This is a genomic window from Pseudomonas sp. AD21 (genome assembly GCF_002878485.1).
GTDB lineage: Bacteria > Pseudomonadota > Gammaproteobacteria > Pseudomonadales > Pseudomonadaceae > Aquipseudomonas.
Window position 1 is genome coordinate 12777 of sequence record NZ_NQYG01000034.1, and the last position, 18781, is coordinate 31557.

An 18781-nucleotide genomic window follows, 5' to 3' on the forward strand; every position below is an offset into this window, starting at 1 on the left:
TTCAGAGGAGCCGGCAACATGCCCGCGACCCGTACCTGGTTAAAAAATCCCCTCGCCATTTTCACTTCCAACGCGCTCGATGCCCGTGGCGGTCTGGTGCTCCAAGATGGCGTCATCGTCGAAGTGCTGGCGGCCGGTCAGCAACCGTCCGCGCCGTGCAATGAAGTGTTCGATGCCCGCGAACACGTGATCCTGCCGGGACTGATCAACACCCATCACCATTTCTATCAAACCCTGACTCGCGCCTGGGCGCCGGTGGTCAATCAGCCGCTGTTCCCGTGGCTGAAAACCCTGTACCCGGTGTGGGCGCGGCTGACCCCGGAAAAACTCGCCCTCGCCACCAAGGTCGCGCTGGCTGAACTGCTGCTCTCCGGTTGCACCACCGCCGCCGACCACCACTATCTGTTCCCGGACGGTCTGGAAAACGCCATCGACGTGCAAGTCGACACCGTGCGCGAACTGGGCATGCGCGCCATGCTCACGCGCGGTTCGATGAGCCTCGGCGAGAAGGACGGCGGCCTGCCACCGCAACAGACCGTGCAGGAAGGCCAGGTGATTCTCGACGACAGTCAGCGCCTGATTCACGAGTACCACGAGCGCGGCGATGGTGCGCAAATCCAGATCGCTCTGGCACCGTGTTCGCCGTTCTCGGTGACCCCGGAAATCATGTCGGCCAGCGCCGAACTGGCGAACACACTCGACGTACGCCTGCACACGCACCTGGCGGAAACCCTCGACGAAGAAGATTTCTGCCTGCAGCGCTTCGGCCTGCGCACCGTGGATTATCTGGACAGCGTCGGCTGGCTTGGCCCGCGCACCTGGCTGGCCCACGGCATCCACTTCAACCCGGACGAAATCGCCCGTCTTGGCCAGGCCGGCACCGGTATCTGCCATTGCCCGAGTTCGAACATGCGCCTGGCTTCCGGCATCTGCCCGAGCATCGACTTGACCGATGCCGGCGCGCTGTTTGGCCTGGGCGTAGACGGTTCCGCTTCCAACGATGCATCGAACATGATCCTCGAAGCGCGGCAGGCGTTGTACATCCAGCGTCTGCGTTATGGTGCGGAAAAGATCACCCCCGAGCGCGTGCTGGGTTGGGCGACCAAGGGCTCGGCGAGTCTGTTGGGGCGCACCGACATCGGTGAGCTGGCGGTGGGCAAGCAGGCGGATCTGGCGTTGTTCAAACTGGATGAACTGCGTTTCTCCGGCAGCCACGATCCGGTTTCGGCGCTGTTGTTGTGCGGCGCGGATCGTGCGGATCGGGTGATGATCGGCGGCAAGTGGCGGGTGATTGATGGTCAAGTCGAAGGTCTTGACCTCAAAGGCCTGATCGCCGATCACAGCCAGGCGGCTCGCCAGTTGATCGCCGGTAGCTGATACACCGCTGATCAAACCTGTGGGAGCGGGCTTGCTCGCGAAGGCGTCGTATCATTCAGTTTTAAGCTGCCTGACACACCGCTTTCGCGAGCAAGCCCGCTCCCACATGTTCTTAAAGGCCCAGCAGCGACAGCATGATGAACGTCGCAAACAGCACAAAGTGGGTCATGCCTTCGATGGCATTGGTCTCGCCGTCATTCAGGTTGATCGCACTGACGATCAACGTGATGAAGATCATCACCGTCTGCACCGGGGTCATCGCCATTTGAAACGGCTGGCCGGTGTACAGCGCCATCGCTTCCATCACCGGCACGGTCAGGATCACCGTCGACAGTGACGCGCCCATCGCAATGTTCACCACCGACTGCATGCGGTTGGCGAGTGCCGCACGTAACGCCGTCAAAATCTCCGGCGCTGCCGAAATCGCCGCCACCAGAATCGCCGTGATCACCGGCGGTGCGCCCGTGCCTTCCAGGCCCAGATCGAGGGTCTTGGACATCACTTCGGCCAGCGCGCCGATCACCACCACCCCGAACACCAGAATGCCGATCGACCACGCCAGACTCAGCGGTTTCGGCTCCTGCTCCACCGGTTCTTTCTTGCGGCGTTTATCCGGGTAGCTGTAGCTGAAAAAGTAGCTGTGCGGCCCAACCTGCATGCGCAGGAACAACGCGTAAAGCACCACCATCGCACCGATGGTGAACGCCGAATAAACCTTCCAGTTAGCCGCCGGAATGAACTCCGGCACCACCATCGACACGCCCATGGCGGTGAGGATCATCACGCTGTAACTGCGCGCCGAATCGTCGTTGTACGACTGCTCGCCATGCTTGAGCCCGCCCATCAGCGCGGCGAGGCCGAGGATGCCGTTGATGTCGAGCATCACCGCCGAATAGATCGTGTCACGCACCAGCGTGGCTGATGCTTCGTTGCTCATCATGATCGCCAGGATCACCACTTCCACCAGCACCGCAGCGAGGGTCAGGATCATCGTGCCGTAGGGGTCGCCGACTTTTTCCGCGAGCAGTTCGGCCTGATGGGCAACGCGCATCGAGGCGGCGACGATGAAGGCGATCAGTACCAGCCCGCCGGTCAGCGCAACGATCTGGCCGCTGTGCAGCAACCAGTGCTCCAGCGGATAAGCGACACACGCGGCAATCACCGCCAGCAGCAGAAAACTTTCTTGCTTGAGAATCGTGAGCATGGCGGGCCTTTTTGCCGAGAGGTTCGAATGAGCTACTGACTGCGGCGTGGCGCTAACGTTTCGTTACACCTTAGCGCACCAGTGGATGGCAGCGAGCTCGGCAGGTGCCCTTTTATTGGCCTTGAGGACGCTATCGCGAGCAGGCTCACTCCTACAGGAGAATGCATTCCAAATGTAGGCGTGAGCCTGCTCGCGAAGGCCGCAACTCGGTTTCGGACTGTTTGTTGTCCTGTTGGTCAGCAATTTGCATTGACCCTGACCACACACAACAAAATGGAGTTCGAATTCATGCAAATACGCCCGCTGCACAAACTGCTGTGCGCCGCCATCGGTCTGGGGATCAGCCTGAGCGCCAGCGCTGCCGACCCACTGAAGGTCGGTTTCGTCTACATCGGCCCGATCGGCGACCACGGCTGGACGTATCAGCATGAACAGGGGCGAAAGGCGCTGGCGGAGAAATTCGGCCCGCAGATCACCACCAATTACGTCGAGAACGTCGCCGAGGGCGCCGACGCCGAACGGGTGATCCGCAACATGGCCAAGGACAACTACGACCTGATCTTCACCACGTCCTTCGGCTACATGAACCCGACCCTGAAAGTCGCCAAGCAATTTCCCAAAGTGACCTTCGAACACGCCACCGGCTACAAGCAGGACAAGAACCTCGGCACCTACCTGGCCCGCACCTATGAGGGCCGTTATGTCGGCGGCTTCCTCGCGGCGAAGATGACCAGGACCAAGAAGATCGGCTACGTCGCCTCGTTCCCGATTCCGGAGGTGATCCGCGACATCAACGCCATCCAGTTGGCCCTGAACAAGTACAACCCCGGCACCGAGATCAAGGTGGTATGGGTCAACTCGTGGTTCGACCCGGGCAAGGAAGCCGATGCCGCCAACGCGCTGATCGATCAGGGCGTGGACGTGGTGTTCCAGCACACCGACAGCCCGGCGCCGATCCAGGCTGCCGAGCGGCGCGGTGTGTACGCCGTGGGTTACGCCTCGGACATGGCACACTTCGGCCCGAAAGCGGTGCTGACCTCGATCGTCAACGACTGGGCACCGCACTACATTCAGGCCACGCAGAGCGTGATCGACCACACCTGGAAGTCGCAGGATTACTGGGGTGGGCTGAAGGAAGGCACCGTTGAGCTGCCGATCAGCGACCTGGTGCCGGCACCGGTGAAAGCCGAGGCCGAACAGATCATCGCTGACATCAAGAGCGGCACGCTGCAACCGTTCACCGGGCCGATCAAGGATCAGGCCGGGGTCGAGAAAATCCCGGCGGGCGTGAGTGCGACCAATGCGCAACTGGCGTCGATGAACTATTACGTGGAAGGGATGAAGGCCGAGATGCCGAAGTAATCCCCGGCCTACCAGCAGCCCCCTGTAGGAGTGAGCCTGCTCGCGATAGCGGTGTGTCAGGTGCAGATATTTCGACTGACACACCGCTATCGCGAGCAGGCTCACTCCCACAGTTGGATCTTCAGCGCTCTCAAGGATTGTGTATGGATCAGCTTCCGATCATCGACATCTCACCGCTCTACAGCGACGACGAAAACGCCTGGCCCGCCGTGGCCGAGCAGATCGATCTCGCTTGCCGCGAGTGGGGCTTTTTCTACATCAACGGTCATCCGATTTCAGCCCGGCGCATCGCCGCCGTGCTTGATCAGACCCAGCGCTTCTTTGCGCAACCGGCAGCAGAAAAACTCAAGATCGACATCCCCCAGCCCCGCCATCACCGTGGTTACGGCGCCATCGCCACCGAACAACTCGACCCGGACAAACCCAGCGATCTGAAAGAGACCTTCGACATGGGCCTGCACCTGTCGGCGGATCATCCCGACGTGCTCGCGGAAAAACCGCTGCGCGGGCCCAATCGCCATCCGGCGCAAGCAGGCTGGGAGGCGTTGATGGAGCAGCATTACCTCGACATGCAGGCGCTGGCGCAAACCCTGCTGCGGGCGATGACAATTGCCTTGGGCATCGAGCGCGATTTCTTCGACTCACGCTTCGTTGAGCCGGTCAGCGTGCTGCGCATGATCCACTACCCGCCTCGCCACACCGCCAGCAGCGCCGAACAACAAGGCGCCGGGGCGCACACTGATTACGGTTGCATCACCCTGCTCTATCAGGACAGCGCCGGCGGCCTGCAGGTGAAGAACGTCAACGGTGAGTGGATCGACGCGCCGCCGATTGAGGGCACGTTCGTGGTCAACCTCGGCGACATGATGGCGCGCTGGAGCAACGACCGTTATCGCTCGACACCGCATCGGGTGATCAGCCCGCTGGGGGTGGATCGTTATTCAATGCCATTCTTCGCCGAGCCACACCCGGACACCCGCATCGAATGCCTGCCCGGTTGCCTGGACGCACAGCGTCCAGCGAAATATCCGACCACCACCTGCGCCGAATTCCTGTTGTCGCGCTTCGCCGATACCTACGCCTATCGTCGCGAGCAGGAAGCGGTCTGATGGATCGCTTGGTCAGGTTTTGCCAATTGTTTCGGCGAGCGTCTGTAGAATGCCGTCATTGCACCTGATGAGAAAAGAATATGTACGACTGGCTCAACGCCCTGCCCAAGGCTGAACTGCACCTGCATCTGGAAGGCTCGCTGGAGCCCGAGCTGCTGTTCGCCCTGGCCGAGCGCAACAAGATCGCCCTGCCGTGGAACGACGTCGAAACCCTGCGCAAGGCTTACGCCTTCAACAACCTGCAGGAATTCCTCGACCTGTATTACCAGGGTGCCGATGTGCTGCGCACCTCGCAGGATTTCTACGACCTGACCTGGGCCTACCTGCTGCGCTGCAAAGAGCAGAACGTGATTCACACCGAACCGTTCTTCGACCCGCAGACCCACACCGACCGGGGCATCCCGTTCGAAGTGGTGCTCAACGGCATCGCCGCTGCACTCAAGGATGGCGAACAGCAACTGGGCATCACCAGCGGTCTGATCCTGAGCTTCCTGCGCCACCTGAGCGAAGACGAAGCACAGAAAACCCTCGATCAGGCGCTGCCGTTCCGTGACGCATTTGTCGCCGTCGGCCTCGACAGCTCCGAGATGGGTCATCCGCCGAGCAAGTTCCAGCGCGTGTTCGACCGTGCCCGCCACGAAGGCTTCCTGACCGTCGCCCACGCCGGTGAAGAAGGCCCGCCGGAGTACATCTGGGAAGCCATCGACCTGCTGAAAATCCAGCGTATCGACCATGGCGTACGCGCCATCGAAGACGAGCGCCTGATGCAGCGGATCATCGACGAGCAGATCCCGCTGACCGTGTGCCCGCTGTCGAACACCAAGCTCTGCGTGTTCGATCACATGTCGCAGCACAACATCCTCGACATGCTCGAACGCGGAGTGAAGGTCACGGTGAACTCCGATGACCCGGCGTACTTCGGTGGTTACGTCACCGAGAACTTCCACGCGCTGCACGAGCACTTGGGCATGACCCAGGATCAGGCCAAGCACCTGGCGCAGAACAGCCTGGATGCACGGCTGGTAAAACCATAAGCAACACCGCAAAACCCTTGTAGGAGTGAGCCTGCTCGCGATGGCGGAGTGTCAGACACAGATGTGTTAGCTGACAGAACGCAATCGCGAGCAGGCTCACTCCTACATTGGATTGGTGTTAGCCGATGGATTGGGTTTCAGTCAGCTCTTCGAGGGTTTTGCCCCGCGTCTCCATCCCGAACAGCCACACCACCCCCGCCGCAATCGCAAAGCACAACGCTCCCAAGGCGAACACCCCGCCCTGCCCGGTAATCGGGAACACCAACCCGGTCACCAGCGGTCCGAGCAACGAACCGACACGGCCAATCGCCGAAGCGAAGCCTGAGCCTGTGGCCCGCGCCGACGTCGGGTACAACTCCGGCGTGTAGGTGTAAAGCACCGCCCACATGCCGAAGAGGAAAAACTGCATCAACAGCCCGGTGCCGATCAGCAACGCGACGTTGCCGCCGAACACCGCGCTCTGGCCATAAAGAAACGCCATCACCCCGCCGCCAAGCAAGGTGACGATGCACACCGGTTTGCGGCCCCAGCGCTCGACCAGCCACGCGGCCATCAGAAAACCGGGAATCCCGCCCAGCGAGATCAGCACGGTGTAATACACCGACTGGGTCACAGCGAAACCCGACTGTTGCAGCAACGCGCTGAGCCATGACGTCAGTCCGTAGAAACCGAGCAAGGCGAAAAACCACAGACTCCAGATCATCGTGGTGCGCTGGCGGTATTGCGGCGACCAGATCTGCTTGAGGGCGGAAAAGAAGTTGCCCGGTGGCGTCACCGTCCTCGGCAGGCGTACCGGCTCGGGCAACGTCGCGACACCGAGCGATACACGTACACGCTGTTCGATTGCGCCCAGGACCTTGTCCGCCGTTTCATGCCGCCCTGCCTGCTCCAGCCAGCGTGGAGACTCGGGGATGAAGAAACGGATCGCCAGCACGAACACCGCCGGCACCGCCAACACCAAGAAGATGTCGCGCCAGCCAATCAGCGGCAACAGGAAGTAGGACAACCCCCCCGCCGCGACAAAACCCAGCGGCCAGAAACCGTCCATCAACGCGATATAGCGCCCGCGACGCTGCGCCGGAATCAGCTCGGACAGCATCGACTGCGCGATGGGAAATTCCATGCCCATGCCGATCCCCAGCAGAATGCGGAACAGTGTCAGGCTCTCCACCGTTTGCGCGGTCGAACACAGGTAACTGGCCACGCCCCACAGCACGATGCTCCACTGGAACACCGGTTTGCGCCCAAAGCGATCGGCGAGCATGCCCGATAGCGATGCCCCCAGCACCATGCCGAAGAAACTCGAACTGGCGAGCAACCCGGCTTGGGCACTGCTCAGGCCAAACTCGCTTTTGATCGAGCCGAGCAGGAACGTCATCATGGCCAGGTCCATGGAGTCGAAAAAGAACGCCAAGGCAATGATGATGAAAATGACGCGGTGATAACCGCTGAGCGGCAGGCGCTCCAGTCGTTCTGCTGCGCTGAAGCTTCGCGTATCCATGGCCCGTCTCCCCATCCGCAATGTTTGCCGGTCGAGTGTGCGCGATAACGGTTCAGCGCTTTTTCTGGATACGACCTGTTCGCAGTCACTGGCGACGCCCGCGTCGTAGTGGCAGCCGGCGAATGCTCTATTACGCCAATTCGAGCTCGGTTTCCCTGGCGAAGCGGTGGATTTCGCGCTGCCCGGCCGGGGTCACCTGCAAGGCTCGCGAGTCCTTGGGCAGCGTCAGCCAGCCGGACTGCATGAACAGTTGCAACAACGCAGCGCCCAAAGAGCCACCCAGGTGCGGACGCCGTTCGCTCCAGTCCGGACAGGCGCAGGCGATCTGAGCCTTGCGATGAGCCAGGGCCTGGATGAACACGCCCCGGTTGGCCAGTTCGGTCGAACCCTTGAGGGTCACCACGACCCGCTGCTCGATCTGTTCGATCCAGCCCTCATCGAGCAGGCGTTGATACAGATCGGCGGCCAGCGTGCCACCCAAATGGTCATCGCAAAAGCGCGCGCGCAGCAGCGAAGACGGTGCGGTCTGGGGATTGACGATCGGTGTCGAGCGCTTGAATACGTGAGGAATGTCACGCGGTGCACTGGCGATCGTGGCACTGGCCAAGGCTTCGATGGCAGCGGCGATTTCCGGGGCTGCCAGGCGGAAAAAACGCTTGCGCCCACGAGCTTCGACTTTCAACAGACCGCCAGCGGACAAGCGCCCCAGATGCGCACTGGCCGACGATGGCGACAGCCCTGCCAGCAGCGCCAGCTCCTCGGCCTGGCGGGCCGAGCCATCCATCAACGCCCACATCATCGCACTGCGCTTGGGGTCGGCCAGCAGCGTGGCGATCTGGCTGATGCAAGGTGCATGTTCCATGTATTCACTCCCTGTTGAATCGTATCGTCTACTGCTCGAAGACATCTTGACCAGTAATGCGTCGTCGGCCAAGACGCGTAAAACGCCATGAACCGGAGCAACGCAGGCCAGTGATGCAGCACCCGTCAATGGAGTGTCCGCGGCGTTTGTGCACTTCTGGTCCAGCCCCGGAAAAACCGGCCGGACTCTGCCCTGGCCGGTTATCGGTGCAGGTTTGAGGCGGCGCTAGTATAAGCGGGATACACGCCGCTTCCTGCGCCGTGGCTGGCACGAATGGTGATAGTTGCTGAGAGAAATTTCGCTAATTGCCTGCGACTAATGATCAACTTTCGGGAAATGCGGAAATTGACTACTCAATTCGGCGCATCGGCTGGCGAGCATTTCCCTTAAAAGGTTCACCGGCTTACTCAATTGCGCGCGATGGGCGCACAACAGATTCAGCGGAGCGCGCTCGCACTGCAGTTCCGGCAGCAGCACTTTGAGTCGCCCGGCGAGGACATCCGCGCCGACATCGAGCCACGACTTGTAGGCGATCCCCGCCCCTGCCACTGCCCACAAGCGCACCACGTCGGCGTCATCACTGAAGCGGTCACCGCTGACCGTCAGGCCGACTTCACGTTTGCCGTCATGAAAGCTCCAATGGTCGTGCACCCGGCTGCCGAGCATGTACAGCAGGCAATTGTGCTGAGCCAGTTGTTCGAGCTGACGCGGTTCGCCGTGGCGCGCCAGGTACGCCGGCGATGCACAGAGCACGCGGCGGTTGTGCGGGGCGATCGGCAAGGCGACCAGGCTGGAGTCTTCCGGTTCGCCGTAGCGCAGCGCGATGTCCACGGGCTGGCGGAACAGATCGGCGATGCGGTCACCGAGCAGCAGGCGCACGGTCAGCTTCGGGTGCTCGCGCTGAAACTCGTCGAGCCACGGCAGCAACAGGTTGCGGCCGAAGTCCGAAGGCGCCGACAGTTGCAGGATCCCGCTGACCTGATCCTGCGCGCTGCACAGGTAGCGTCGCCCCTCATCCAGTTGGCTTAACGCGGCGCGGGCATATTCGAGAAAGCCTTCGCCCTCGGCGGTCAGGCGCAGGCTGCGGGTCGAACGGGCCAGCAGACGTGCGCCCAGTTGCTGTTCGATGCGCTTGAGCGCAGCACTGGCGACAGCAGCGGACATGTCCATGACCCGCGCCGCCGCCGACAGACTGCCCAGGTCCGCCGCGCGAACGAACAACTGCAAATCATCGAAACGCAGCATTCTCAGCCTCGATTATCAAAAAAATATTGAAAGAGACTGCTCTTTTAGCCGGTTTTATCGCGCCGAGAAATAGCCAATCATCTGCTCCATCGAATTCATCCCGCTTCTCTGGAGCCGAGCATGTCCCAGCCATTCACCGCCATCGCCACCCTGATCGCCAAGCCAGGCCAGCAGGACACCCTCGAAAACGCCCTGCGTGAACTGGTTGAGCCCAGCCGCGCCGAAGCAGGCTGCAGCCAGTACGACCTGCATCGCGACCTGGCCGATCCGCTGACCTTTTATGTGATCGAGCACTGGGCCAGCGAGGAGATCCTCTCGGCGCACAACGCCAGTGCGCATTTCCTGAACTTCCAGGCGACTGCGGCCCATTGCATCGAACACTTCCAATTGAAACGCCTGGGCGCCATCGCCTGAGCCCTTCTTCTATTACCGTTACGGAGCAAGTCATGAAAGCCATCGCCTATTACGCCTCCCTGCCGATCAGCGACGAAAAATCCCTGCAGGACATCGAACTGCCAGAACCGGTCGCCGGCCCGCGCGACCTGCTGGTAGAAGTCAAAGCTATCTCGGTCAACCCGGTCGACACCAAGGTGCGGCAGAACGTGGCCCCGGAAAACGGCGCGGCGAAAGTGCTGGGCTGGGACGTCGCCGGTGTGGTCAAGGCTGTCGGCAACGAAGTGAGTCTGTTCAAGGCCGGCGACAAAGTCTTCTACGCCGGCTCCATCGCCCGCGCCGGGGGCAACAGCGAACTGCACGTGGTCGATGAGCGGATTGTCGGCCACATGCCCAAGTCCCTCGGTTTCGCCGAAGCCGCCGCCCTGCCGTTGACCGCCATCACTGCCTGGGAACTGTTGTTCGAACGCCTGCAGGTTCGCGAGGGCAAAGCCGCTGAAGGCCAGAGCCTGCTGATTGTCGGCGCTGCCGGTGGGGTCGGCTCGATCCTCACCCAACTGGCCAAACAATTGACCGGCCTGAAAGTGATTGGCACGGCCTCCCGCGCGCAGACCCGCGACTGGGTGACTGAGCTGGGCGCCGATCTGGTGATCGACCACAGCCAGCCGCTGAGCGAAGAGCTCAAGCGCACCGGGATCGACCACGTAACCCACGTCGCCAGCCTGACCCAGACCGATCATCACCTCGATCAACTGGTCGAGGCGTTGGCGCCGCAAGGCAAACTGGCGCTGATCGACGATCCGAAGTCGCTCGACGTGACCAAGCTCAAGCGCAAGAGCCTGTCGCTGCACTGGGAATTCATGTACACCCGCTCGCTGTTCGAAACCCCGGACATGATCGAGCAGCACTCACTGCTCAACCGCGTGGCCGAGCTGATTGATGCGGGGACGTTGAAGACCACGGTGGGCGAGCATTTCGGCAAGATCAATGCGGCAAATCTGCGTCGCGCGCATGAACTGCTGGAAAGTGGCAAAGCCAAGGGCAAAATTGTTTTAGAAAGTTTCTGAGAATTTGAAGGTCATAACGAGCGCCAGCTCCCGTAAGGGCTGGCGCTGGTTTTTGCCGTCAGTCAGATGCTTGACCGTTGTCACAAATGCGATCGTATTCAGGTCTACAATCGAAACCTCTGCGATGCATCTTTTACACAAGGGAGGTCAGCAATGAAGATCCTGATAAAAGAAGTGGCAAAGTCCCAATGGCAGGTTCGTCTCGACCAGCATGCCGTGACATTTCGCAGTGAAGCCGAGGCTCTCGCCTTCACCCGCACCCTCGAAGCGCGACTCTGCGCGCCCCATCAGATTCCCGACCGCAGCCAGCAACGCGCGGCTGGCTGAGCCTTTTACGCCTCGGCCTGGGCTTGCGCCAATGCGCGGGCATTCTGCAGGCGGCGGGTGAGCATCGCGACGCTCACGACCAGTAAACCGCACAGGCTGATGACCATCGCCATCGGCACGGCGGTGCCGTCGTGCAATACCCCCACCAGTGCCGAAGCACCAGCGGCGACGCTGAACTGCATGCAGCCGAGCAACGCCGATGCACTGCCGGCGCGAGCGCCCTGTCCATTCATTGCACAAGCCGCCGCGTTGGGGCTGATGCAGCCAAGGCTGGAGACACAGATAAACAATGGAATCAGCAGCGGCCACAAGGCTTCGGTGTGCAAGACACTCACCGCGAGCAGCGCCAGCCCGGCACACAGGTAAACCCAGACCGCCCGCGACAGCAGAAATGCCGGGCCACGCTTGGCCAGCAGCCGCGCATTGACCTGCGCCACCAGAATGAACCCCGCCGCGTTGGTGCCGAACAGCCAGCCGAAATGCTCGGCCGGCACGCCGTACAGTTTGATGAAGATGAACGGTGAACCGGCGATGTAAGCGAACATCCCGGCAATGGCGATACCACCGGTCAGGGCGTGACCGAGATAGACCCGATCCTTCAGCAGGCGGCCGTACTGGCGCAGTGCACCGGATAACGGCTGACGCGGCATATGCGCCGGCATGCTTTCCGGCAGGCCGAGCGCCACCGCCAGTCCGGCCAGGGCGCTGAACCCGGTCAGCACGAGGAAAATCGACTGCCAGCCCGTGGTATTGACCAGCAAGCCACCGAGCATCGGTGCCAGAATCGGTGCCAAGCCCATCACCAGCATCAACTGCGAAAAGACTTTCGCCGAACCCACCGCGTCGCACTTGTCGCTGACTACCGCCCGGGAAATCACCATCCCCGCACAGCCGCCCAACGCCTGGACAAAGCGAGCACCGATCAGCCATTCCAGATTCGGCGCATACGCGCAGGCCAGTGACGCCAGCGTGAACAACGCCAGACCGGTGAGCAACGGGATCCGCCGGCCAAAGCGATCCGCCACCGGACCATAAGCCAGTTGGCCAATCGACAATCCGGCGAAATAGGCTGCCAGCGTCATCTGCACGTGCTTCTCATCGGTGCCGAACGCCAGCGCCATGGAAGGAAATGCAGGTAGATAGAAGTCGATCGCCAAGGGCCCGAAGGCGGTCAAGGCACCGAGAATCAGAATGGTACGGAAGTTCATCAGGCATCCAGGTTGGCAAGTCGGCAGCCCGACAGTCTAGCCGCGCCCGGACGCCTTGAACATTCCGATAGCTCGCTAACTATAAAAACGTCAGGCGAGTTTGACGGCGTAGCCTTCTTCGCTGATGACCTCCATGACCTGCTCAGCACTCAGCGCACTTTCAACACCAACCTCTTTGGCCGCCAGATCGACCCGCACGCTGGCCGCCGGATCCTTTGCCTGCACCGCGTTGGTGATGGCTTTGACGCAGTGGCCGCAGGACATGCCTTGAACGTTGAACACTTGCATGGATTGACTCCTTTGAGTGAGATTGCCGGCAGTGTCGAGCTTGCCACCATGGCAAGGTCAAGTTCTGCAAGAAACGGCCGGGCTGGCAATCGGCGTCGCGCTCAGCCAAGCTGCGTGCATCAATGACTCAAACTCAGGAGATTCAGCCATGCGCTGGTCAGCTTTCAGCCTGTTTGGCTTGCTCAGCCTCTTTGCCGCCCTGCCCCAGGCCAACGCGACCGGCGAGGACTACGCGGTTCTGATCATCTCGCGCGAGCGCCTCGAAGTACCGACCTCCTGCGAGATCGGCGTGTACATTCAGGACCAGTTTGCCGGACGCCTGCTGCAGGAGCAGTCCACCTCGTTCAACCTGCAACACGGCACGTTTTCCATTCGCCTGAAACTTGAGCCGAGCCAGGTGCCGGGTTGCAAGCCAGGCATGCTGGCACCGCCGGCTCAGGAGATCACGCTCAAGGCCGGGGACGTGGTGAAGTACCGGATCGCGACGTCTGCCAAAGGTTTGTACCTGCGACCTGCCGCCCTCGAATACTGAGCAAAACCACAAAATGTGGGAGCGAGCCTGCTCGCTCCCACATTTTGTGGTGAGCCAAAGATTGGCGCTTGACCTTGCCCGCATGGCAAGGTTGATCCTTGTAGGCATCTACTACAGGGAGTACGACCGATGTCCGATTCCACCACTTTCGATCTGCCGATAGCCGGCATGACCTGCGCCAGTTGCGCCGGGCGTGTCGAGCGGGCGTTGAGCAAAGTCAGCGGCGCCAGTGCCGTCAGCGTCAATCTCGCTACCGAACAGGCTCGCGTCCAGGCGCCGGGCGACAGCTTGCCGGCGTTGATGGAGGCGGTGGAGCGTGCTGGTTACAGCGTCCCGCAGCAAACTATCGAACTGAGCATCGAAGGCATGACCTGCGCGTCGTGTGTCGGCCGTGTCGAACGTGCCCTGAACAAAGTGCCGGGAGTGAAGAGCGTCAGCGTCAACCTTGCCAACGAACGCGCTCACCTCGAGTTGCTCGGTCAGATCGATCTGCAGTCGCTGCTCGACACTGTGAGCAAGGCGGGTTACTCGGCCAGCGTCTGGCAGGCTGAACACCCTGCCACCGATAATCAGCAACAGCGCCTGCAACATGAGCGTTGGGCATTGATCTGCGCGATCGCCCTGGCGTTGCCGCTGGTGTTGCCGATGCTGCTGCAACCGTTCGGCATTCACTGGATGCTCCCGGCCTGGGCGCAATTTGCCCTCGCCACGCCGGTGCAATTCATTTTCGGTGCACGTTTCTATGTCGCCGCGTGGAAAGCCGTGCGCGCCGGGGCAGGCAACATGGACTTGCTGGTAGCCCTCGGCACCAGCGCCGGTTATGGCTTGAGCCTGTACGAATGGGCCACCGCCGTCGGGCGCATGCCGCATCTGTATTTCGAAGCGTCGGCGGTGGTCATCGCCCTGGTGCTGCTCGGCAAATACCTGGAAAGCCGCGCCAAGCGCCAGACCGCCAGCGCCATCCGCGCGCTGGAAGCCTTGCGCCCGGAACGGGCGATTCAAGTGATCGACGGCCACGAGCAGGACGTTGCGATCAGCGCCCTGCGCCTGAACGATCAGGTCTTGGTCAAACCCGGCGAACGCTTCCCCGTTGACGGCGAAGTGCTGGAAGGCCAGAGCCACGCTGACGAAGCGCTGATCAGCGGCGAAAGCCTGCCGGTGCCGAAACAACCCGGCGACAAGGTCACTGGCGGTGCGATCAACGGCGAAGGTCGCCTTCTGGTGCGCACCACCGCCCTTGGCGCAGAAAGCGTGCTGGCGCGGATAATCCGGCTGGTGGAGGACGCTCAGGCGGCGAAAGCGCCGATCCAGAAACTGGTGGATAAAGTCAGTCAGGTGTTCGTGCCCACCGTGTTGCTGATCGCTTTGGCGACACTGATCAGTTGGTGGCTGTACGGCGCGCCCATGGAAACCGCGTTGATCAATGCCGTCGCCGTGCTGGTGATCGCGTGCCCCTGTGCGCTCGGCCTCGCTACCCCGACGGCGATCATGGCCGGCACCGGCGTGGCTGCGCGTCACGGCATTCTGATCAAGGACGCCGAAGCACTGGAGCGTGCCCATGAAGTCAGCACGGTGGTGTTCGACAAAACCGGCACCCTGACCTCCGGCACCCCGCGAATCGCGCATTTCAGTGCACTGGATGGCGATGAAAACTCAGCGTTGCAACTGGCCGGCGCCCTGCAGCGCGGCAGTGAGCATCCACTGGCCAAAGCGGTACTGGACGCGGCGGCCGAGCGCGACCTGAGCGTGCCCGATGTCAGCGACAGCCAATCCCTGACCGGGCGTGGTATCGCCGGCAATCTTGAGGGGCGGCGCCTCGCACTGGGCAACCGGCTTTTGCTGGAAGAAAGCGGTTTGAGCGCCGGCAACCTCGCCGAATCTGCCAAGGCGTGGGAAACCGAAGGCCGGACCTTGTCGTGGCTGATCGAGCAAAGCCCTGAACCGCGTGTGCTCGGGTTGTTCGCCTTCGGTGACACACTCAAGCCCGGCGCACTGCAAGCGGTGCAACAACTCGCAGCCCGAGATATCCACAGCCATCTGCTGACGGGCGACAACCGTGGTAGCGCGAAAGTCGTCGCCGAGGCTTTGGGCATCAAGAATGTCCACGCCGAAGTGCTGCCCGCCGACAAAGCCGCCACCGTCACCGAACTGAAGAAAACCGGAGTGGTGGCGATGGTCGGCGATGGCATCAACGACGCCCCGGCACTGGCGGCGGCCGACATCGGCATTGCCATGGGCGGCGGCACCGACGTGGCGATGCACGCGGCCGGCATCACCTTGATGCGCGGCGACCCACGTCTGGTGCCAGCAGCGCTGGAGATCAGCCGCAAGACCTACGCGAAGATCCGCCAGAATCTGTTCTGGGCGTTCGTCTACAACCTGATCGGCATTCCGTTGGCGGCGTTCGGCTTCCTCAACCCGGTGCTGGCCGGTGCAGCGATGGCACTGTCGAGCGTCAGCGTGGTGAGCAATGCGCTACTGTTGAAAACCTGGAAACCGAAGGACCTGGAGGAGCACCGATGAACATCGGCCAAGCGGCCCGGCACAGTGGCCTGAGCGCAAAGATGATCCGCTATTACGAGTCGATTGGCCTGCTCAAGGCCGCCCATCGCACCGACAGCGGCTACCGGGTCTACGGCGAGGATGACTTGCACACGCTGGCGTTCATCAAGCGTTCGCGGGATCTGGGGTTTTCCCTGGAAGAAGTCGGCAAGCTGCTGACCCTCTGGCAGGATCGCCAACGCGCCAGCGCTGATGTGAAAGCCCTGGCACGTCAGCACATCGACGAGTTGAACCAGAAGATCCGCGAACTCGGCGAGTTGCGCGACACCCTGCAGGATTTGGTCGAACACTGTAATGGCGACCATCGCCCCGATTGCCCGATCCTCAAGGAACTGGCGTCGGGCTGCTGCGCGCAACCCGCGCGCGCCTGAGCGCCAATCCTTTGACCGTCAACAACGTACCAAGCGGGATGCCGTGGAACAGCAGCACCACGGCCCCCGGTGTCCCCCAGCCATAGAACGGCGCGGCAATCAGCATGCCGACGCCGAACCCGGTCATTTGCAGCAAGGTCAGAAAGCTGAAGATCGGCAGGCGCAAATGCTCCGGTTCACGTTGCAGGCGCGACATCAGGCCGACTTCGGAAAAGCCGTCGCCCAACCCCGCAGGCAACGAAAACAGCAACAGACCATAGAGGCTGTGCTGCTGGAACATCAGGATGAAACCGCAGGACATCAACGCCACGCCGAAGAAAAACCGCCGCTCCAGATGGCAGTTGTCCGAGCCTTCCAGGCGACTGGCAATCCGCGCACCAAGCAGTTTGCCGCTGGCCCACACCGCCAGCATCAGGCCCAGCGTGGTGCTGGCCGAGTCCGGTGTCAGTAATTTGGAAATGATCGGGAAGCCGACGTTGTGTGCAGCGCTGCCCAAGGTATCGGCCATGGTCACAGCAAGCATCGCCGCGATCACCGGGGCACTGCGCAGACCTTGCCTGAGGGCTGGCCATTCACCGTGTTCGCTGGCCGATTGTTCGTCGATCACTGAGGCGGCGAAGCGCAACGGTGCGATCAACAGCGCCGCCAGCAAATAGGTCAGTGCGTTGAGCGCGAACACCGTTTCGAAACCGAATGCCGCCACCAGCAAACCGGAGACCAGGCTGCCGCCGACCATCGCCGCCGATGACGCCGAGGTGATCCAGGCATTGGTTTTCAGGAGCTGCGCCGGTTCGATCAGCCGCGGCAACTGGCTGTTGAGGCCGATGGCGAACATCGAGTTGCCAAAGCCCAGACCAAAGGCGATCACCGGCAACAGCAAAGCCTGCTGGCTGACCGGCAAGATCAACAGCCCGCCGAGCAGCGCCGCACGCAGCAGATCGAAGGCGATCAACGGCACCCGGCCATTCCAGCGTCGATAGAACCGTGTGCCGATCAGACTGGCGAAAATCCCCCCGCCGACACGGCTGGCCAGGAATATCCCGACGCTCATGGCGCTGTTGCTCAGCAGGTAGACGTAAGTCGCCAGCGCGACCATGTTGAGAAAGGCGCCGAAGTCGGAGATCAGCCGGGCGGTGATGATCAGGCGGGCGTTCACATTCAATCCTTGAGTGTGCGAGGGCTGACAAGAGTCCCATACGCATTTCAAGAACACCATAAATCCCTTGTAGGAGTGAGCCTGCTCGCGATGGCGGTGGGTCAGACAACACTCTTGCTAAATGACACGCCGCCATCGCGAGCAGGCTCACTCCGACAAGGGACCTGCGGCGTTTTCGAGCAGGCTCATTCCTGCAGGGGATCTGCGGTGGTTCTGGCAATGGGGCAGGCACAAAAAAACCGGCCGAAGCCGGTTTTTTTTAAACGCTTACTGCATCCACGGTGGCGGCGGTGGTTCGTCGGACTTGCCCTTCGGCTCGTCATCCGCCGCACGGATCGCCTGCTTGCGCTCTTCATCCAGACGCGCCGCTTCGATCTCGCGCAACACGCCGCCGACGTCGGCCAGGTCTTCCGGATCGTCGAACTCGCCGGTCAGCACACTGTTCGGGTGCAAGATGCCAGCTTCGTACAACGCCCACATTTCCTTGGCGTACTTGGTCTGCTTCAACTCCGGGGCAAAGCGCCCGAAGTACGAAGCCATGTTGCCGACATCCCGCTCCAGCATGCTGAATGCATGGTTGTTGCCCGCCGCATCCACCGCCTGCGGCAGGTCGATGATCACAGGACCTGTCGGGGTCAGCAGTACGTTGAACTCCGAGAGGTCACCGTGCACCAGACCGGTACACAACATCAGTACGATCTGCGAGATCAGGAACGCGTGATATTCGCGGGCCTGATCCGGCTCCAGCACCACGTCGTTCAGACGCGGCGCGGCGTCGCCGTATTCGTCGGCCACCAGTTCCATCAGCAGCACGCCATCGAGAAAATCGTACGGCTTGGGCACTCGCACGCCGGCACCGGCCAGACGGAACAGCGCCGCGACTTCGGCGTTCTGCCAGGCATCTTCGGTCTCTTTGCGACCGAATTTCGAGCCCTTGGCCATCGCCCGGGCCTGCCGGCTGTTACGCACCTTGCGGCCTTCCTGATACTCGGCCGCCTGGCGAAAACTGCGTTTGTTCGCCTCCTTGTAGACCTTCGCGCAACGTAACTGGTTACCGCAGCGCACCACATAAACAGCTGCTTCTTTACCACTCATGAGTGGGCGCAGCACTTCGTCGACCAGACCGTCTTCGATCAGGGGTTCAATGCGTTTTGGAGTCTTCATCAGCTTTTATTGTGGGTCC

At 61.6% G+C, this 18781-nt stretch carries 18 protein-coding genes; 10 read left to right on the forward strand and 8 right to left on the reverse strand.

Features of this window, described 5'->3' with window-relative positions; genetic code table 11:
* Nucleotides 1–18 precede the first annotated feature (18 nt).
* A complete protein-coding gene (locus PseAD21_RS19050; protein ID WP_102357043.1) occupies nt 19–1377 on the forward strand; it encodes an 8-oxoguanine deaminase in 1359 nt (452 codons plus the stop codon).
* A gap of 112 nt (nt 1378–1489) precedes the next feature.
* Here PseAD21_RS19050 and PseAD21_RS19055 read toward each other — a convergent pair whose 3' ends face one another.
* Nucleotides 1490–2581 carry a calcium:proton antiporter gene (locus tag PseAD21_RS19055; protein ID WP_102357044.1) on the reverse strand — a complete coding sequence of 364 codons (1092 nt, stop codon included), beginning with the start codon at nt 2579–2581 and terminating at the stop codon, nt 1490–1492.
* A gap of 288 nt (nt 2582–2869) precedes the next feature.
* On the opposite strand from PseAD21_RS19055, the gene PseAD21_RS19060 reads away from it, so the two are divergent.
* From PseAD21_RS19060 to PseAD21_RS19075, 3 genes are all read left to right on the forward strand, one after another.
* The gene (locus tag PseAD21_RS19060; RefSeq protein WP_102357092.1) at nt 2870–3943 is read left to right on the forward strand and encodes a BMP family ABC transporter substrate-binding protein; all 1074 of its coding nucleotides are present in this window, start codon (nt 2870–2872) and stop codon (nt 3941–3943) included.
* Nucleotides 3944–4086: 143 nt separating this feature from the next.
* Complete coding sequence (locus PseAD21_RS19070; RefSeq protein WP_102357046.1) at nt 4087–5052, forward strand: 2-oxoglutarate and iron-dependent oxygenase domain-containing protein; 966 nt, start codon at nt 4087–4089, stop codon at nt 5050–5052.
* Between the two features lie 80 nt (nt 5053–5132).
* Complete coding sequence (locus PseAD21_RS19075; RefSeq protein ID WP_102357047.1) at nt 5133–6086, forward strand: adenosine deaminase; 954 nt, start codon at nt 5133–5135, stop codon at nt 6084–6086.
* Between the two features lie 118 nt (nt 6087–6204).
* Here PseAD21_RS19075 and PseAD21_RS19085 read toward each other — a convergent pair whose 3' ends face one another.
* The 3 genes from PseAD21_RS19085 to PseAD21_RS19095 form a co-directional block, all read right to left on the reverse strand.
* Nucleotides 6205–7587, reverse strand: coding sequence for an MFS transporter (locus PseAD21_RS19085; RefSeq protein ID WP_102357049.1), 1383 nt, complete (start codon nt 7585–7587; stop codon nt 6205–6207).
* 130 nt (nt 7588–7717) lie between these two features.
* Nucleotides 7718–8449: a helix-turn-helix transcriptional regulator gene (locus tag PseAD21_RS19090; protein WP_102357050.1), complete on the reverse strand. Its 732-nt coding sequence runs from the start codon at nt 8447–8449 to the stop codon at nt 7718–7720.
* A gap of 315 nt (nt 8450–8764) precedes the next feature.
* Nucleotides 8765–9694, reverse strand: a complete 930-nt coding sequence (locus PseAD21_RS19095; RefSeq protein ID WP_102357052.1) for a LysR family transcriptional regulator — start codon at nt 9692–9694, stop codon at nt 8765–8767.
* A 120-nt stretch (nt 9695–9814) separates the two neighbouring features.
* Here PseAD21_RS19095 and PseAD21_RS19100 point away from each other — a divergent pair, with 120 nt between their 5' ends.
* The 3 genes from PseAD21_RS19100 to PseAD21_RS29775 all read left to right on the forward strand — a co-directional run bounded on the left by PseAD21_RS19100 (nt 9815) and on the right by PseAD21_RS29775 (nt 11481).
* A complete protein-coding gene (locus tag PseAD21_RS19100; RefSeq protein WP_102357053.1) occupies nt 9815–10108 on the forward strand; it encodes a putative quinol monooxygenase in 294 nt (97 codons plus the stop codon).
* 32 nt (nt 10109–10140) lie between these two features.
* Entirely contained in the window at nt 10141–11154 is a 1014-nt protein-coding gene (locus PseAD21_RS19105; protein ID WP_102357055.1) for a zinc-binding alcohol dehydrogenase family protein, read from the forward strand.
* 153 nt (nt 11155–11307) lie between these two features.
* Nucleotides 11308–11481 carry a hypothetical protein gene (locus PseAD21_RS29775; protein WP_007914687.1) on the forward strand — a complete coding sequence of 58 codons (174 nt, stop codon included), beginning with the start codon at nt 11308–11310 and terminating at the stop codon, nt 11479–11481.
* Between the two features lie 5 nt (nt 11482–11486).
* Here PseAD21_RS29775 and PseAD21_RS19110 read toward each other — a convergent pair whose 3' ends face one another.
* Both PseAD21_RS19110 and PseAD21_RS19115 read right to left on the reverse strand, forming a co-directional pair.
* Nucleotides 11487–12689 carry a multidrug effflux MFS transporter gene (locus PseAD21_RS19110; protein ID WP_102357056.1) on the reverse strand — a complete coding sequence of 401 codons (1203 nt, stop codon included), beginning with the start codon at nt 12687–12689 and terminating at the stop codon, nt 11487–11489.
* Nucleotides 12690–12779: 90 nt separating this feature from the next.
* Nucleotides 12780–12977 (reverse strand): cation transporter, encoded by a 198-nt coding sequence (locus tag PseAD21_RS19115; protein WP_102357058.1) that lies wholly within the window; start codon nt 12975–12977, stop codon nt 12780–12782.
* Between the two features lie 148 nt (nt 12978–13125).
* On the opposite strand from PseAD21_RS19115, the gene PseAD21_RS19120 reads away from it, so the two are divergent.
* From PseAD21_RS19120 to cueR, 3 genes are all read left to right on the forward strand, one after another.
* Complete coding sequence (locus PseAD21_RS19120) at nt 13126–13509, forward strand: hypothetical protein (protein ID WP_025111720.1); 384 nt, start codon at nt 13126–13128, stop codon at nt 13507–13509.
* Between the two features lie 129 nt (nt 13510–13638).
* Nucleotides 13639–16032, forward strand: coding sequence for a heavy metal translocating P-type ATPase (locus tag PseAD21_RS19125; RefSeq protein ID WP_102357059.1), 2394 nt, complete (start codon nt 13639–13641; stop codon nt 16030–16032).
* Nucleotides 16029–16442, forward strand: coding sequence for a Cu(I)-responsive transcriptional regulator (cueR, locus tag PseAD21_RS19130; RefSeq protein WP_102357061.1), 414 nt, complete (start codon nt 16029–16031; stop codon nt 16440–16442). The genes PseAD21_RS19125 and cueR overlap by 4 nt, the downstream gene beginning before the upstream one ends.
* On the opposite strand, the gene PseAD21_RS19135 is transcribed toward cueR, so the two are convergent.
* Both PseAD21_RS19135 and PseAD21_RS19140 read right to left on the reverse strand, forming a co-directional pair.
* A complete protein-coding gene (locus PseAD21_RS19135) occupies nt 16396–17598 on the reverse strand; it encodes an MFS transporter (RefSeq protein WP_102357062.1) in 1203 nt (400 codons plus the stop codon). The genes cueR and PseAD21_RS19135 overlap by 47 nt on opposite strands.
* Before the next feature lie 267 nt (nt 17599–17865).
* On the reverse strand, nt 17866–18762 hold the full coding sequence (locus PseAD21_RS19140) for a PA4780 family RIO1-like protein kinase (protein ID WP_102357064.1): 897 nt from the start codon (nt 18760–18762) through the stop codon (nt 17866–17868).
* Between the last annotated feature and the right edge of the window lie 19 nt (nt 18763–18781).